This window comes from Nakamurella sp., from assembly GCF_048594475.1.
In the GTDB taxonomy this organism is placed as follows: Bacteria; Actinomycetota; Actinomycetes; order Mycobacteriales; family Nakamurellaceae; genus Nakamurella.
Genome location: NZ_JBMDXT010000159.1, coordinates 1 through 16,402, shown reverse-complemented (window position 1 = coordinate 16,402; position 16,402 = coordinate 1). Strand labels below are relative to the sequence as shown.

At 72.0% G+C, this 16,402-nt stretch carries 13 protein-coding genes; 9 read left to right on the top strand and 4 right to left on the bottom strand.

Going from position 1 to position 16,402, the window contains the following annotated elements; genetic code table 11:
• The 3 genes from ACOJUF_RS07885 to pgsA all read right to left on the bottom strand — a co-directional run.
• On the bottom strand, nucleotides 1-618 hold a 618-nt coding region (locus tag ACOJUF_RS07885; protein WP_420121307.1), incomplete at its 3' end, for a glycosyltransferase family 4 protein.
• Complete coding sequence (locus tag ACOJUF_RS07880) at nucleotides 615-1,673, bottom strand: phosphatidylinositol mannoside acyltransferase (protein WP_420121306.1); 1,059 nt, start codon at nucleotides 1,671-1,673, stop codon at nucleotides 615-617. The genes ACOJUF_RS07885 and ACOJUF_RS07880, both read right to left, overlap by 4 nt.
• Nucleotides 1,670-2,314, bottom strand: a complete 645-nt coding sequence (gene pgsA / locus ACOJUF_RS07875) for a phosphatidylinositol phosphate synthase (protein ID WP_420121305.1) — start codon at nucleotides 2,312-2,314, stop codon at nucleotides 1,670-1,672. Before pgsA ends, ACOJUF_RS07880 begins: the two co-directional genes overlap by 4 nt.
• A 238-nt stretch (nucleotides 2,315-2,552) precedes the next feature.
• Here pgsA and ACOJUF_RS07870 point away from each other — a divergent pair, with 238 nt between their 5' ends.
• Nucleotides 2,553-3,689 (top strand): serine/threonine-protein kinase, encoded by a 1,137-nt coding sequence (locus ACOJUF_RS07870; protein ID WP_420121304.1) that lies wholly within the window; start codon nucleotides 2,553-2,555, stop codon nucleotides 3,687-3,689.
• A 45-nt stretch (nucleotides 3,690-3,734) separates the two neighbouring features.
• Here ACOJUF_RS07870 and ACOJUF_RS07865 read toward each other — a convergent pair whose 3' ends face one another.
• Nucleotides 3,735-4,742: a sugar-binding transcriptional regulator gene (locus ACOJUF_RS07865; protein WP_420121303.1), complete on the bottom strand. Its 1,008-nt coding sequence runs from the start codon at nucleotides 4,740-4,742 to the stop codon at nucleotides 3,735-3,737.
• A 245-nt stretch (nucleotides 4,743-4,987) separates the two neighbouring features.
• Between ACOJUF_RS07865 and ACOJUF_RS07860 the strand changes: the two genes are divergently transcribed.
• From ACOJUF_RS07860 to ACOJUF_RS07825, 8 genes are all read left to right on the top strand, one after another.
• Complete coding sequence (locus tag ACOJUF_RS07860) at nucleotides 4,988-7,822, top strand: substrate-binding domain-containing protein (protein ID WP_420121302.1); 2,835 nt, start codon at nucleotides 4,988-4,990, stop codon at nucleotides 7,820-7,822.
• A gap of 3 nt (nucleotides 7,823-7,825) precedes the next feature.
• On the top strand, nucleotides 7,826-8,857 hold the full coding sequence (locus ACOJUF_RS07855; RefSeq protein ID WP_420121301.1) for an ABC transporter permease: 1,032 nt from the start codon (nucleotides 7,826-7,828) through the stop codon (nucleotides 8,855-8,857).
• A 50-nt stretch (nucleotides 8,858-8,907) separates the two neighbouring features.
• Nucleotides 8,908-10,404, top strand: coding sequence for an iron-containing alcohol dehydrogenase (locus ACOJUF_RS07850; protein ID WP_420121300.1), 1,497 nt, complete (start codon nucleotides 8,908-8,910; stop codon nucleotides 10,402-10,404).
• Between the two features lie 43 nt (nucleotides 10,405-10,447).
• Complete coding sequence (locus ACOJUF_RS07845) at nucleotides 10,448-11,962, top strand: xylulokinase (protein ID WP_420121299.1); 1,515 nt, start codon at nucleotides 10,448-10,450, stop codon at nucleotides 11,960-11,962.
• Nucleotides 11,959-12,819 (top strand): HAD-IIA family hydrolase, encoded by an 861-nt coding sequence (locus ACOJUF_RS07840; RefSeq protein WP_420121298.1) that lies wholly within the window; start codon nucleotides 11,959-11,961, stop codon nucleotides 12,817-12,819. Before ACOJUF_RS07845 ends, ACOJUF_RS07840 begins: the two co-directional genes overlap by 4 nt.
• Nucleotides 12,812-13,825 (top strand): sugar-binding transcriptional regulator, encoded by a 1,014-nt coding sequence (locus ACOJUF_RS07835; RefSeq protein ID WP_420121297.1) that lies wholly within the window; start codon nucleotides 12,812-12,814, stop codon nucleotides 13,823-13,825. The genes ACOJUF_RS07840 and ACOJUF_RS07835 overlap by 8 nt, the downstream gene beginning before the upstream one ends.
• Nucleotides 13,826-13,976: 151 nt before the next feature.
• Nucleotides 13,977-15,242, top strand: a complete 1,266-nt coding sequence (locus tag ACOJUF_RS07830) for an epoxide hydrolase family protein (RefSeq protein WP_420121296.1) — start codon at nucleotides 13,977-13,979, stop codon at nucleotides 15,240-15,242.
• Nucleotides 15,243-15,375: 133 nt separating this feature from the next.
• The coding region (locus ACOJUF_RS07825) for a sugar ABC transporter substrate-binding protein (protein WP_420121295.1) at nucleotides 15,376-16,402 on the top strand (1,027 nt) is incomplete at its 3' end.

The following is a 16,402-nucleotide window of genomic DNA, read 5'->3' as shown; positions in this document are numbered from 1 at the left end:
CATGCCCTTGCGCGGCTCGTCGTAGCGGCCGATGAAGCCGATGGTGCCGCCGGCCCGCGGGTACCCGGGCAACGGGGCGGCCCGAGCGAAGAACTGCACGTCGACCCCGTTGGGAATGATCACCGCGTCGCCGCCCAGGTGCTCGACCTGCACCTGCCGGGCCAGCTCGCTCACCGCGATCCGCCCGGTGATCTTCTCCAGGAACGGCTGCAGCATGCCCTGGAACGCCAGCAGCATCCGCGACCGCGGGTTCGCGGTGTGGAACGTCGCGACGATCGGCCCGTCCGCGACCATCAGGGCGAGCATCGACAGGCTCGGCGCGACCGGCTCGTGGACGTGCAGCACGTCGAACCGGCCGGCCCGGATCCAGCGCCGGACCCGGGTGTAGGACACCGGGCCGAAGGACAGCCGCGCGACCGAGCCGTTGTACTTGATCGGCATGCTCCGGCCGGCCGGGACCAGGAACTCGGGCAGCTCGGTGGGGGTGTCGTCCTCCCCCGGAGCCAGCACGCTGACCTGGTGGCCGAGACCGATCAGGGTCCGGGCCAGATCGGCCACGTGGGCCTGCACCCCGCCGGGGATGTCGAACGAGTACGGGCAGACCAGGCCGACCCTCATCCGGCGCTCCCCGCGCCGGCCCCGGTTCCGGCGCTCCCCGCGCCGGCCCCGGTGCCGACGCCCGCCGCCGGACCGGCACCCGCCGACGGACCGGCACCGGCCGCCCGGCCACCCCGGGACGGCAGCCGTACCGGCGCCGCACCCGGATGCCCGGCCGGGAAGTCGGCCGGCCAGAACGGCTGCAGCATGTGCCAGTCGGTCGGGTGGGCGGCGATGCCGGCCTGGAAGATGTCCGCGATCTGCTGGGCACCCGAGCGCACCTGCTCGGCGAGCCGGGTCCCGGCCAGGTCCAGCGGGGGGTGGATGTGCTGCACCCAGCCGCCGTCGACGAAGCTCAGGTCGGTCGGGCACAGGTACGAGTCGGTCAGGGCGGCCAGCATGGCCGGCCCGGCCGGGAACCGGGCCGGTTCACCGAAGAAGGAAACCGGGATGCCGTTCGCCGACAGGTCCCGATCGCCGACCAGGGCGATGATCCCGCCCGCCGTCAGGCGCTCCCGCAGCACCTGGGCCGGCGGCGCGCCGCCGGTCAGCGGGAGGATCTCCATGCCCAGCGACTGCCGGTAGGCGACGAACTTGTCGTACAGGCTCTCGGGTCGCAGCCGCTCCACGACGGTGGTCAGCGGGCCGTGGTGACGGGTCACCCAGAGGCCGGCGATGTCCCAGTTGCCGGCGTGCGGCACGGTCAGGACCACACCCCGGCCCTCCCGCCGGGCCCGGGCGATGTGCTCCCCACCGACGGTGGTCGCGTCGGCCGCGGCGGCCACCGCGTCCAGGTCCATGGCCGGCAGCCGGAACGTCTCCTTCCAGTACCGGGCATAGGAGCGCATCCCGCCGTGCACCGCCGCGGCCAGGGTCGGCGGGTCGGCGCGCGGCCCGAGCACCCGGCGCAGGTTGCGGGCCAGCTGGATCACCGCCGGGCCGCGCCGGCGGTACGCGACGTCCGCGGCGGCCCGGAAGGCCCGGTCGGCGGCCCATTCCGGCAGCGCCCGGACGGCCGACCAGCCCGCGGCGAACCCCAGATCGGTCAGCCGGTCGACCGGGCCCGCCCCGGTCACAGCGCGGGCCGGCCGGTGCTGCGCCGCCCGGGGTCCGCGGCCGCCTTGATCGCGGCCCGGCGGACCTGGACCAGCCGCTGCACGACGGTCACCAGGCCGGCCGCGGCGAGCAGCCACAGGGCCACGTCCAGCGCGTACGGCACGCCCAGCCCGGCCAGGCCGGCGCCGACCAGGCCGAGCACGTTGCGTTCGGCCCGCTCGGCCAGCGCGCCGCCGATGGCCAGGTCCACGCTGTCGGCCCGGGCCTTGACGTAGGAGATGACCTGCCCGCTGACCAGGCAGATCAGGGCGGCCACGCCGAGCACCCGCTGGTCGGAGGCGAACGCGTAGTAGGTCAACGCACCGAACAGGGCCCCGTCGGCGATCCGGTCGCAGGAGGCGTCCAGCACGACGCCGAAGTCGGTGCCGTAGCCCCGCGCCCGGGCCATCGCGCCGTCGACCAGATCGCACAGCACGAAAAAGGTGACCACCATGGTGCCGGCGAACAGGTGGCCGGTGGCCAGCAGCAGCACCGAGCCGAGCACCACACCCAGGGTGCCGACGACGGTGACGACGTCCGGGGTGAGCCCGGCCTTGAGCAGTCCGCGCCCGATCGGGTCCATCACCTTGGACACCGAGGACCGGGCCAGGGAATTCAGCATGAACGTCCGTTTCGGGCTGGTCGGGTCGGGATCGGGTCGGGATCGGGTCGGGGTCCGGCGGCGGCCGGAACGCAGGAGCGGGCGGCATCCCACGATAGCCGGACGAAGCCGGCAGGTCGGCTCAACCACCCGGCCGGTCCGGCGTCAAGTCATCGGATCGACGTGCGGTCGTCACCGGTGCGGGTGACGTGGCCTGCAGTTGCGCACCCGACGGGGTCCAGGGCGGGAGAATGACGTGGTGGCCGTTCCCATGCTTCCGGAGTCCGGCGAACCGGCGGGGCCGCCGGCGCCCGCGGCCCCGCCGGCCCTGCCCGCGGATCCGGGCCCGCCCCCGGCGGATCCGGCACCGATCGCCGGTCGTTACGCCCTCGACGCCCAGGTGGGGCACGGTGCCACCGGCAGCATCTGGGCGGCGACGGACCAGCTGCTGCGCCGCCGGGTGGCCCTCAAGCGCATCGACATCCCCCGCGACATGGGCCCGGTCGAGGCCGCCGAGCTGCGCGAGCGCACGCTGCGGGAGGCGCGCGCGGTCGCCGCACTGACCAACCCGCACATCGTCACCGTGTACGACATCCTGGCCGGGCCGGACACCGACCCGGTGATCGTGATGGAACTGCTGGAGGGCCGGTCGTTGGCCCGGACCCTGGCCGCGATCGGCCGGATGACGCCCGAGCAGGCGGCGACGATCGGGGTGGCCGTTGCGTCCGCGCTGGCCGCCGCGCACAGCCGGGGCATCGTGCACCGGGACGTCAAGCCGGCGAACATCTTCATCGGCGGCGACGGCATGGTGAAGCTGACCGACTTCGGGACCGCGCGGGGGCGGCTGGACACTACCCTGACCGGGATCGGGCTGGTGGTGGGGTCGCCGGCCTACATCGCCCCCGAACTGATCACCGGGTCACCGGCCGGCCCGGCGGCGGACGCGTGGAGCCTGGGCTGCACCCTGTTCGCATGCGTGGAGGGGCGGCCGCCCTTCCACGGCGCGACACCCCTGGAGACGGTGACCGCCACCGTGCACGATCCGGTGCCGCCGCACCCGCACGCCGGCGAGCTGGGCATCGCCATCGCGGCCCTGCTGGAGAAATCGCCCGGTGAGCGCGCCCCGGTGCAGGCGATCCTGCCGGTGCTGCGGGAGATCGCGGCCGACCCGTCCGGCATCCGGGTGGACCTGTCCCGGCCGGACGAGCCGCCGGCCGCCGCCGGGCCCACCCCGGCCCCGGAGGACCCGGACCCGACGGTGGCCACCCCGAGCGCGGTCACCCAGACGATGCCATCGCCGATGGCGACCTGGCGGCGGCGGCTCCGGCTGCGTCGCGGGCACACCGCGAGTCCGGCGACCGACACCGGGCCGGCGATCGGCGAGTTCACCGACTGAGCCCGGGCCGACCGGCCCGGGCCTCGGGCGAGGGAGGCCGAGGGGTCAGGCCGACGCCGGCTCGGCCAGGTCGATCGAGTCGGGCTTGCCCGACCCGAGCAGCCATTCGGCGGTGGCCGTGTCCAGCACCAGGGTGTCCACCCAGCGGCCGAGCAGCGCGGCCCGGATCACCGGGTACTTGGCCGGCCCCCCCGCCGCCGCGCACCGGTGACCGGCGGACCGGATCTGCTCGAGGGTGACGCCGATGACCAGGTCGTCGAATTCGGTCACCAGCGGGTTGCCCTGCGCATCCAGGAATCGCAGGCAGATCTGCCCGACGGCACCCAGCTCGCGGGCCCGGTCGAACTGGGCCTGGGTGAAGAAGTTGTCCCCGGCCCGCAGGGGGGCGACCACGTCGCACTCGCCGATGCCGACCAGGGCCAGGTCCATGGAGTCCAGCAACGCCAGCGTCTCCCGGGCGTGCCGGTCCTGGTCGAGAATGGCCGCCCGGATCTGACCGGTCGAGCTCACCCCGGGGGTGCGCAGGTAGACCGGTTCGGCGCCGGTGAGCGAGGCCAGCCGCTGGGTGGACCGGGCCGCCTCGTGCTGCAGGGTCGGCGGCCCGATGTCGCCGAGCATCTCCACGACCTGCCGGGCGCCGCCGCGGACCGGTTGCATCGCGGCGACCATGGCCTGCAGCGTCCGGCTCCACGAGTTGTAGCCCAGCACCGAGACCGGGCCGGACAGGATGGCCGAGCCGGCGACGATGGAGGCCAGGGCCTGGCCCAGATCCTGGGCCAGCTCGTCCTCATTGTCGGCCACCGCGTCGACGACATGGCATTCCCGGAGACCGTAGAGCTGCTCGATCTCCTCCTCGAGCTCGCTGTTGAGCCCGGGCGGCAGCACCACGACGGTGCGCACGATGCCCAGGTCCTCGGCCTGCTGCAGCAGGCGCGACACGCGGGCCTGGGACAGCCGCAACCGTTCGGCGATCTCGCTCTGCCGAAGGCCGCGGCCGTGGTAGAGGCGGGCCACCTTGACCATCAGCCGTGGAGCCTCGGCGCGCGCGGGCATGGCGGACCACCACCTTCCCGTCCCTGGTCTCCCAGCCCCCACCGTCGGCACTGCGCTGAACATCCTAAGTCTGCGCCGTTCGCCGGGCGCGGCCATGGCCCCACCCGGGCGATTTCGGTGTGACGAAGCTCTTGACACCCGCTGGGCGGTGGGCCAGTCTGTTCCTGCATGGCGATCCAGAGCCCGCATAAATATGCGATGGGAACTCGCCTCTCATTCCAACGATGTAATGCAAGGAGACCTCCATGAGTCGTCTGCCCATCCGTCGCGGCGTCGCCATCGCCGGCATCGCGCTGGCCGGCCTCGGCCTGGCCGCCTGCTCCGGCGGCAGCACGTCGTCCTCGGGCACCACGGCCGCGGGCAGCGCCGCAGCCTCGGGCAGCGCGGCGGCCTCGGGCAGTGCGGCGGCCGGCTGCGCCAAGCCGATCGGCGTCTCGGTCGCCGACCAGAAGTCGCTGTTCTACGTCGCGGCCGTGCAGGGCATGCAGGCCGCCGCGGCCAAGGCCGGGTGCGAGCTGAAGGTCACCTCGGCCAACAACAACTCCTCGCAGCAGGTGGAGCAGGTCAACGACCTGCTCAACCAGGACATCGGCGCCCTCATCTTCATCTCGCAGGACTCGACCGCGGCCGCCGCCGGCGTGCGGGCCGCGAACCAGGCCGACGTGCCGGTCATCGCCGTCGACCAGCGGCCCGAGTCGGGCAGCGGCGAGCTGGCCACCTACATCGCCACCGACAGCGTCAAGGCCGCGCACCAGCTGTGCACGTGGATGTTCGAGCAGATGGGCGGCTCCGGCGAGATCGCGATCCTGCACGGCGTTCTCGGCTCGACCGCGGAGATCCAGCGGACCCAGGGATGCCAGGACGCGCTGGCCGAGAACCCGAACATCAAGGTGGTCGCCGAGGACACCGCGAACTGGGACGAGACCGAGGCGTTCAGCAAGACGCAGAACATCCTGACCGCCAACCCCAACCTCAAGGCGGTCTTCGGCGAGAGCGACGCGATGGCCATCGGCGCCGCCAAGGCCGCGCAGCAGGCGAACCGCACCGGGATGACCTTCGTCGGGATCGACGGCTTCCCGACCATGTTCGACGCCATCTCCTCCGGGCTGACCCAGGCCACGATGGCCCAGCAGCCGTACAAGATGGGCGAGCTGTCGGTCGAGCAGGCCCTGGGGATCGTCAACGGCACCGGAGCGCAGCTGCCGGCCGAGCAGTACCAGGACACCGTGCTGATCAACAAGGACAACGTCGCCACGCAGGACGTCACGACCTTCTACGGGCCGGACGCCAGCACCTGCTCCGCCCCGGCCGCCACGGCCGCCGGCGGACCCGCCCGCCCGCCGGCGGGGCGCCCGCCGATCACCCGCCGCCCGGCCGGACCCCGTCGCCCCGAGCCGCGTCCCACCGCCCCGTCAAACGACATCCTCGAATCCGGAGGGCTTTCGATGCCTGACAGCACAGCCGCGCCATCGGGGCTGGTGGCCCGCCAGTTGGTGAAGAGCTATTCCGGGGTCACCGTTCTCAAGTCCGTGGATTTCACCGTGCCCTACGGCCAGGTGGTCGGGCTCATCGGCGAGAACGGCGCCGGCAAGTCGACCCTGTCCTCCATCCTGGCCGGGGTCAAGATCCCGGACTCGGGCACCATGACGGTCGACGGCCAGCCCTACTCCCCCGGCAGCCCGGCCGACGCGCTGGCCAACGGGGTGGCGCGGATCCACCAGGAGATCCGGCTGCTGCCCGAGCTGTCCGTGGCCGAGAACATCTTCCTCGGCCGCCAGCCCCGCAAGGGCGGCCGGATCGACCGCGAGCGGATGTACGCCGAGGCGGCCGAGGCGCTGCGCCTCTTGGGCACCGGCACCGACCCGCGTCGGCCCGTCGGCGGCCTGTCCATGGCCGCCCAGCAGGAGATCGAGATCGCCAAGGCGATCACCCGCAACCCGCGGTACGTGATCTTCGACGAGCCGTCGGCCTCGCTCGGCGAGCAGGAGACCGAACGGATCTTCGAGCGGATCCGGGTGCTGCGGGAGCGGGGCGCCGGCATCGTCTACATCTCGCACCGGCTGGACGAGGTGCGCGAGATGGCCGACAGCATCGTCTGTCTGCGCGACGGGCAGCGGGTGGCGGACTGGTCGGGCGGGGACGTGCCCAAGCAGCAACTGGTCAACGCGATGGTCGGCCGTGACTTCACCTACGAGCACGTGCCCCCCCGGCCGAACCGCTCTGAGGTCGTCCTCAAGGTCGAGAACCTCGGTCGCAAAGGCGTTTTCGAAAACATCAACTTCGAGGTCTACGCCGGCGAGGTGTTCGGCATCGCCGGCCTGGTCGGCGCCGGCCGCACGGAAGTGGTCCGCTGCATCGCCGGCGTCGACCGCGCCGACCAGGGCACGGTGTCGCTGGAGGGATCGACACTGCGCCTGACCCGACCGACCACGGCCATCCAGGCCGGCATCGTCATGGTGCCGGAGGACCGCAAGGGCCAGGGCCTGAACCTGGATCGGACCGCGGCGCAGAACATCTCACTGCCCTGGGAACGGTCGCTGGGCCGGTCCGGGCTGATCACCAAGGCGCGGCTGGCCAAGCTGGCCGACGGCCAGGCCCAGAACCTGGACATCCGGGGCCGGCTGGGCCTGCCGGTCTCGTCGATGTCCGGCGGGAACCAGCAGAAGGTGCTGCTGGGCAAGTGGCTGGTCCGCACGCCCAAGGTGTTCATCGTCGACGAGCCCACCCGCGGGGTCGACGTCGGCGCGAAGATGGCGATCTACGAGATCCTGCGCGGCCTGGCCGCCGACGGGGTCGCGGTGATCGTCGTGTCGTCCGAACTGGAGGAGGTGCTGGGACTCTCGCACCGGGTGATGGTGATGTCGGGCGGCCGCCAGGAGGGTGTGCTCAGCCGCGCCGAGGCCACCCCGCAAGCCGTCATGCGGCTGGCCGTCCGCGATCTCGACCCGACCGCGTCCACCGCGGCCGCCTCCACCGCCTCCGCCCCGACCGCCTCCGCCCCGACCGCGTCCGCCCCGAGCAGTCACGCCCCGGCCGGCGCCGCCACCGCTGCCGCCGCCCCGCTGGAAAAGGAAGTCTGAGCCGTGTCCGACCTCGCCCACAAGCCCACCGACCAACCCGCCGACCGGCCCGCGAACCGGGCGTCCGGCGACGGCTCGTCCGGCGGCGCCGGCACCAAGGTCCGGGAGATCCTGCGGTCCGTCCCCGGCCCGGCCTTCGGCCTGATCGCCATCGTCATCGTGCTCTCGTTCCTGTCCCCCTACTTCCTGACGGCGCGGAACCTGTCCAACATCATCAGCCAGGTCTCCGACATCGGGATCATGGCCGTCGGCGCCGCGCTGGTCATCTTCATCGGCGGCATCGACCTGTCCGTCGGCTCGACCGTCGCGCTGAGCCTGATGTCCATGGCGTACCTGTACAAGATGGTCGGGCTGCCGTTCGGCCTGGCCCTGGTGGCCAGCGTGCTGGTCGGCGCGATCATCGGCACCATCAACGGGGTGCTGTCCACGGTCGGCCGGATCCAGCCCTTCGTCGCCACCCTGGCGACCATGTCGGCCGCGGCGGGCCTGGCCCTGTTCATCACCAACGGCAACCCGATCAACGGGTTCCCGGACTGGTTCCTGTGGCTGACCAGCGGCAAGATCCTGGGCCTGCCGGTGCAGGGCATCATCCTGGTCCTGGTGTACCTGCTGGCCGCGTTCTGGCTCCGCTACCGGCCCACCGGCCGCGCGATCTACGCGGTCGGCGGCAACGAGGAGGTCGCGCGGCTGTCCGGCCTGAACGTCACCGCGATCAAGATCCGCGTGTACGTCATCGCCGGGGTGCTCGCCGCGTTCGCCGGCATGCTCGTCGGCTCGCAGCTGGACTCGGCGCAGCCGACCGCGGGCACCGCCGACCTGCTCAACGTGATCGCGGTCGTGGTGATCGGCGGGGCCAGCCTCTCCGGCGGCTCCGGCAGCATGCTCGGCACCTTCATCGGCCTGCTGATCATCGGCACCCTGAACAACGGCATGTCGCTGCTGAACGTGTCGCCGAACCTGCAACCGGTCGTCATCGGCATCGCCATCATCGCCGCGGTGATGACCGACCGCCGCGGCCGCCAGCGCGCCCGATAGCCGCGCTCCCCGCTCCGCCCACCGCCGTCCGCCCACCTCGAGGAGCAACCGTGTCCTCCTTCGCCACCCTCAACGATCCGACCGACCTGGACGCGGTGCGCGCCGCGCTGGCCGACGCCGATCCGGACCACCGCCTGGCCGCGCTGGGCATGCACCGCCTGGCCATCGACGCCCGGGCCGCCGACCGGGTCGCCGACGAGGTCGCCGACCAGATCCGCCGGCGCGGGGGCGACCCGCTGGGCGCCCGCGTGGTCGTCCTGGTCGACAACCGCGAGATCCTGCGGCACGGCGGCGGCGGGCCGGACCGGGGCGGCCCGGTCGATCTGAAGGACCACGTCGCGCGCGTGCTGTCCGGCACCTTCGCGGTGCAGACCACGGTGCTGGACGACGGTCACCCGACCCTGCATGCGACCGACGTGGTGCTGGACCGGGCGAGCGCCGCCGTCCTGGGCGCCGACGGGGTCGTGGCGGTGGGCGGCGGCACGATCTCCGACATCGCCAAGGTCGCGGCGGCCCGCGCCGGCGATCCCGCGCTGGTCACCGTGCAGACCGCGGCCAGCGTCGACGGCTACACCGACGGCGTGTCGGTGATCCTGCGGGACGGCGTCAAGCGCACGATCCCGTCCCGCTGGCCCGACGTGGTGCTGGCCGACCTGGACACGATCGTCGCCGCCCCGCCGGTGATGAACGAGGCCGGGTTCGGCGAGGTGCTCTCGATGTTCACCGGCCCGGCCGACTGGTACCTGGCCTCGATCGTCGGGCTCGACCCGTCCTTCCACCCCGGCCCGCCGGAGATGCTCGCCACCATCGGCCGGGACATCGCGGACTGGTCGCCCGGCGTGGGCCGCAAGGAGTCCGCGGCGATCGGCCGGCTGACCGAGGTGCTCGCCCTGCGCGGGATCGCGACCGGGGTCAGCGACACCACCGCGGTCCTGTCCGGCATGGAGCACGTGGTCAGCCACCTGCTCGACATGCACCACAACGCCAAGCATCTGCCCGCCGGGCAGCACGGCGCCCAGGTCGGTGTGGCCGCCGTCATCGGCGCGGTCTGCTGGGAACTGCTCGAGGAGCGGCTGGTGCCCGACCAGGTCGACCTCGACGCCATCTTCCCCGACCCGGAACCGTTGCGGGAGCGCGTGTTCGCCGCCTTCGGCCACCTGGACGATGACGGCCGGCTGGCCGGCGAGTGCTGGAACGACTACCGCGCGAAGATGACCCGCTGGGCCGGGGCCCGGGACCGGGTCGCCGCGATGCTGGCCGACTGGGACGCCCACCGGGCCACCCTGGCCGGGCTCAAGATGTCCAGCGAGGTGCTGGGCCGCTCGCTCGCGCTCTCCGGCGCGCCCGCCCGCTTCGCCGACCTCGACCCCGCCGTCGACGCCGACCTGGCCCGCTGGGCGGTCGGCAACTGCCACCTGATGCGCAACCGGTTCACCGTCGTCGACCTGCTCGACGTCCTGGGCTGGTGGACGCCCGCCGACGTCGCCGAGGTGATGGCCCGGGCCGAGCGGGCCGTGACCGTCGAACCGGTGCGGGTCCGGTCATGACCGGGCCCCGCCCGGGCGGATCCGGCCCGATCGGAGCCCGGCGATGATGGGCGATCTGGTCGTCGGGGTGGACTGCTCGACCACGGCGGCCAAGGCCGTCGTCTGGGACGCCCAGGGCCGCTCGCACGCGCAGGGGCGGGCCGAGTTCCCGCTCAGCACGCCGCGTCACGGTTGGGCCGAACAGAACCCCGAGGACTGGTGGACCGCGACCCGGGAAGCGGTGCGCCGCGCCGCCCAGGGGGTCGACTCGCGCCGCCTGGTCGCCCTCTCGATCACCCACCAGCGGGAGACGTTCGCCTGCCTGACCGAGGACGGCCACTCCCTGCGGCCGGCCATGCTCTGGCTCGACACCCGGGCCGTCGACGAGGTCGCCGAGTTCGGCACGCCCGAGGTCCACGAGATCACCGGGAAGCCGCCGAATCCCACCCCGGCCTGGTACAAGCTGCTGTGGCTCAAGGAGCACGAGCCCGACACGCTGGTGCGCACCGGCCGGATCGCCGACGTCCAGGCCTTTCTCGTGCACCGGCTGACCGGCCACTGGAACACCTGCTGGGCCAGCGCGGATCCGCTCGGCCTGGTCGACATGCGGACCTTCGACTACCACGACGAGCTGGTGAAGCAGGCCGGGTTGCAGGCAAGCCAGCTGCCCGCCCTGTTCGCCCCGGGCGACGTGCTCGGCCACATCCGGCCCGACGTCGCCGACGACCTGAACCTGCCGCACGACATCCCGGTGGTCGCCGGGGTCGGCGACGGCCAGTCCGCCGGCCTGGGCTGCGGCGTGGTCCGGCCCGGCACGGCCTACCTGAACCTGGGCACCGGGATGATCTCCGGCAGCTACAGCGACGAGTACTCCTTCGCCAAGGAGTACCGGGTGCTGGCCGGGGCGGTCCCCCGCTCCTACGCGTTCGAGACCTTCATCGGCGGCGGCACGTACAACATCAGCTGGTTCGTCGACAAGTTCGCCGGGGTGGACTCCCGGGCGCTCGGGCTGGATCTGTCGGCCGAGCAGATCCTGGAGACGGCCGCCGCCCAGATCCCGCCGGGAGCCGAGGGTCTGCTGTGCCTGCCGTACTGGGCCGGCGCGCTCACCCCGTACTGGGACCCGCACGCGCGGGGCTCGCTCGTCGGGCTGACCGGCCGGCACGGCAAGTCCCACGTGTACCGGGCGATCCTGGAGGGTCTGGCGTTCGAGCAGCGGCTGCTGACCGACGGCCAGGCCGGTGTCCTGGGCCAGCCGATCACCGACATCATCGCCCTCGGCGGCGGGTCCCGCAGCGCGCTGTGGTGCTCGATCCTGGCCGACGTGCTGCAGCGGCCGGTCCGGCTGGCCGGCGAGTCCGAGAGCACGTGCCTGGGTTCGGGCATGCTCGCCGCCGCCGCGGTCGGGCTGCAGCCGGGGATCCGCGAGGCGGGTGAATCGATGAGCTCGACGACCCGCGTCTACGAACCGGACCAGCTGCGCAGCAGCACCTACGACGGCTTCTACCAGACCTACCGGCAGCTGTACCCGCGGCTGCGGGAGGTGTTCCATCAACTCGGTGCGGTGAGTGCGACATGACCACGTCCCCGACCCTGCCGCCGGCCGCCGACCTGCTGCGGCGGCCGGACCGCCGGTACGGCAACTACATCTTCGATCTGGACGGCACCGTCTACCTCGGGGACGAGCTGCTGCCGCAGGCCCGGCAGATCATCGAGCAGATCCGGGCGGCCGGCGGCCGGACGGTGTTCCTGTCCAACAACCCGACCAAGGATCCGCAGATGTACGCGGACAAGCTGACGGGGATGGGTATTCCGGCCGCGGTGCCGGACATCGTCAACCCGGTGGTCACCATGCGGGACTGGTTGCTCCAGCATCACGCCGGCGACGGGATCTTCCCCATCGGCGAGCCCCCGCTGGTCTCGGCGCTGGCCGCCGCCGGCCTGCACCTGACCGACGATCCGCGCGAGATCAGAGTCGTGGTCGCCAGTTTCGATCGGACCTTCACCTACGCCAAGCTCCAGACGGCCTTCGACGCGCTGTGGCGCACCGACCGGGCGATCCTGGTCACCACCAACCCGGACCGGTACTGCCCGATGCCCGGCGGCCGTGGCCAGCCGGACGCGGCGGGCATCGTCGCGGCGATCGAGGCGACCGCCGAGGTGACCTGCCTTGTCAACACCGGCAAGCCGGGCCAGATCATGGTGCAGGCCCTGCTCCGCCGGCTCGACGCCGACGTGCGGGACTGCCTGATGGTCGGCGACCGGGTCAGCACGGACATCGCGATGGCCCGGGTCGCCGGCATGGACTCGGCCCTGGTCCTCTCCGGCGACACCACGTCGGCGGCGGCGCAGGCGCTGGGCCCGCAGGACGCGCCCACCTGGGTGGTGCCCGGCATCGCCGAGCTGCTGCCCGCGACCGATCCGCGTCATGGCTAGCCCGATCGAGGACCGCCGCAACGGGCGGCGGGCGGCGCAACTGCGGCTGATGTCCCAGGTCGCCCGGCTCTACCACGTCCGGAACCTGCGCCAGCGCGAGATCGCCGAGCTGCTGCAGATGTCCCAGGCCCGGGTGTCCCGGCTGCTCGCCCAGGCGCAGGAGCAGGGCTTCGTCCGCACCGCGGTGATCGTGCCGGAGGGGCTGCATCCGGACCTGGAGGGCGCGATCGAGCTCGCCTACGGCGTCAACGAGGTGCACGTCGTCGAGGTCACCAGCGAGGAGTCCATCCCGGTCGAGCTGGGCATCGTCGCCGCCCAGTACTTCTCCGAATCGCCGATCGAGGGCAGCCTGATCGGCTTCACCTCGTGGTCGACGACGCTGCGGGTGATGGCCCGCGAGCTCGAGTCCAGCCGAGGGGGCGGCCGCCGGGCGGTCGTGGAAATGCTCGGCGACCTCGGCTCACCCGAGTTGCAGCACGAGGCCGCGCGGGCCACCCAGCGGCTGGCGACCTCCCTCGGGGCCGAACCGGTGTTCCTGCGCACCCCCGGCGTGGTCCCCGATCGGGACCGGCAGCGGTCGGTGCTGGCCGACCCGTACGTCGCCCGCACCCTTGACCTGCTCGGCAGCCTGGACGTGGCCTTCGTCGGGGTCGGACCGGCCGACACGCACGGCCCGTTGCTGGCCGGCGACAACTTCTTCAGTGCCGAGCAACTGGCCTCGGTGCGCGCGGCCGGCGCGGCCGGCCAGCTGCTGCAGCGTTTCGTGAACAGCAGCGGCGAGCCACTCGACACCCCGTTGGACGACCTGGTCATCGGCATCACCCTGGCCCAGCTGCGATCCGCCGGGCGGCGGATCGTGGTCGCCGGCGGGCAGACCAAGCACGCCGCCCTCACCGCCTGCCTGCGCGGCGGGTGGGCGGATCTGCTGATCACGGACCTGACGACGGCGCGTCACCTGGATGCCGCCGCCGGGTCCAGTGCGCATGTCAATTCGCGCACTGATTGAACATGCGGAAGTCTTGACAGGTGTGACCCACGTCGGCCATCATTATGCATGTAGATGCGGTGCTCGAATAAATACTCGCAAATACAGCCCTGGAGCGTCCGGCCAGGGGCCACCACTCTCACCGCCCGGCCACGAGACAAGGAGGTCTTCCGTGCCCGACCGCGTCCCCGCCAGCCCGACCGGCGAGGTGAAGGAATTCACCATCGCGATCGACGACGACTCGCTCAAGGACATGAACGAGCGCCTGCGCCGCACCCGCTTCCCCCAGGACTTCGCCAATGACGACTGGCGGTACGGCTACAACACCGCCTACCACCGCCAGCTGATCGACTACTGGATCAACGAGTACGACTGGCGCGACGTCGAGCGCCGGATGAACGAGCTGCCGCACTTCAAGATCGACCTGATGGGCGTGCCCCTGCACTTCATCCACGTGCGCGGCACGCAGGCGCCGGGCGGTAAGGCCCCGATGCCGCTGCTGCTGCACCACGGCTGGCCGTGGACGTTCTGGGACCTGCGCAAGGTGATCGGCCCGCTGACCGACCCGGCCGCCCACGGGGGCGACCCGAACGACGTCTTCGACGTGGTGCTGATCTCGCTGCCCGGCTACGGCTTCTCCTCCCCGCTGACCGACACCGGCTGGAACTGGTGGCGTACCGCCGACCTCGAGAACACCCTGATGAAGCAGGTCCTGGGCTACGAGAAGTACGCGGTGGCCGGCGGCGACTGGGGTGCGCTGGTCACCCAGCAGCACGGCCACAAGTACGAGCAGGACGTCTTCGGGATCTACACCCACTTCCCGGCCCAGATGAGCCACTACCTGTTCGAGCACCCGGACAAGCCCGCGAGCGTCGACTTCGATCCGGTGCTGGGCCTGCCGGCCGCGAGCGAGTACGGCGAGGGCGAGGAGGGCTGGTTCGAGCGCGGAAAGCTGTTCGTGGAGAACGAGTCCGGCTACGGTGAGATGCAGCTGACCAAGCCGCAGACGCTGGCCTCGCTGTTCGCCGACTCGCCGGCCGGCCAGCTGGCCTGGATCACCGAGAAGCGCTACTTCTGGGGCCTGGCCGAGCGCGGGGTCGGCACCGAGGCCTTCGAACGGGTCTGGCCCAAGGAGGACCTGGTCACGACCGCCGCGGTCTACTTCCTGACCAACACCGGCGGCACGTCCTCCCGCTACTACTGGGAGTGCCGCAACAACCCGTGGACCCCGTCCCACTCGAACTTCCCGGTCGTCGGCGCGCCGACCGCCATCGGCATCTACCCCGGCGAGATCTACAAGCCGCCGATGAAGTGGACCGAGCAGTACTTCAACCTGCAGCAGTACCGCGTGCACGACGAGGGCGGGCACTTCGCCCCGCTCGAGGTCCCGACGGTCTACGTCGACGACGTCGTCACCTTCTTCCGCCAGTTCCGCTGAGCCCGCCGGGCCCGCCGGGCCCACCCGCACCACCGCATCCCCCCTCTCCCCCACCCCCATCCGGGGGACCCGCCCGCCGGCGCGCCCCGACGACGCCGGCCGGTGCCCCCCGGTGCCCACAGAAGGAAGTCACATGATCAGAAAGCGGAAGACCAAGGCGCTGGCCGCGATCGTCGCGGCCGCGGCCATCGCGCTCTCCGGCTGCACGTCGACCACGGGAGCCGGGGCCGGTGGCAGCCAGGCCGCGATCGATCCCAACAACCTGGTCCTGGTCGCCTCGGTCATCAACACCACCAACCCCTACATGGCCTCGATGATCGAGGGCGCGCAGGCGCTGGGCAAGAAGCTGGGCGTCGAGGTCCAGATCGTCGACTCCGCGGGCAGCAGCCAGACCGAGATCTCCAAGATCCAGGCCATTCTCGCGCAGGGCAAAAAGGTCGCCCTGATGGTCAACACGGTGGCCAGCTCGGACGCGCCGACCATCGTGAACGCGGTGAAGCAGGCCGGCGGCTACGTGGTGGTCTGGTGGAACAAGCCGGACAACCTGGAGCCCTGGGACGTCGGGAACAACTTCGTCGCCTTCCAGAAGTACTCGGGCGTCGAGAGCGGCGAGTGCACGGGCAAGGCGCTGGCCGAGAGCCTCGGCGGCAAGGGCAACGTCATCGGCCTGGCCGGCGTCGAGGACAGCACCACCAGCCAGACCCGGGTCGCCGGGTTCAAGGAGGCGCTCAAGGCCTACCCCGACATCAAGCTGCTGGACATCCAGTCGGCGAACTGGGATCCGCAGCAGGGCCTGTCGGTCACCCAGAGCCTGCTCACCAAGTACCCGAACCAGGTCAACGGCATCTGGGCGGCGGACGACGCCATGATCATCGGCGCGACCAACGCGGCCAAGAACGCCGGCGTCTACGACACCACCAAGTTCGTCTCCGACGGCCTCTACCCGCCGGTCGTCGACATGATGAAGGAACCGAACTCGCCGGTCGTCGGGGAGACGTTCCACCGCGGCTTCATGGCCGCCTCGATCGGCCTGTACACCGCCTACCTGGCGGCCACCGGCAAGATCGATCCGTCGACCCTGCCGAAGGAGAAGCGGGACAGCCTGTTCAAGCTGCAGTGCGTCGGCCCGAACGACTTCGAGCAGTACACCAAGTGGGACA

Bases quoted from the DNA above. Each gene is read 5' to 3' on its own strand.
- pgsA (WP_420121305.1), bottom strand. From the start codon at position 2,314: ATGCTGAATTCCCTGGCCCGGTCCTCGGTGTCCAAGGTGATGGACCCG.
- ACOJUF_RS07865 (WP_420121303.1), bottom strand. From the start codon at position 4,742: ATGCCCGCGCGCGCCGAGGCTCCACGGCTGATGGTCAAGGTGGCCCGC.
- ACOJUF_RS07860 (WP_420121302.1), top strand. From the start codon at position 4,988: ATGAGTCGTCTGCCCATCCGTCGCGGCGTCGCCATCGCCGGCATCGCG.
- ACOJUF_RS07845 (WP_420121299.1), top strand. From the start codon at position 10,448: ATGATGGGCGATCTGGTCGTCGGGGTGGACTGCTCGACCACGGCGGCC.
- ACOJUF_RS07840 (WP_420121298.1), top strand. From the start codon at position 11,959: ATGACCACGTCCCCGACCCTGCCGCCGGCCGCCGACCTGCTGCGGCGG.
- ACOJUF_RS07835 (WP_420121297.1), top strand. From the start codon at position 12,812: ATGGCTAGCCCGATCGAGGACCGCCGCAACGGGCGGCGGGCGGCGCAA.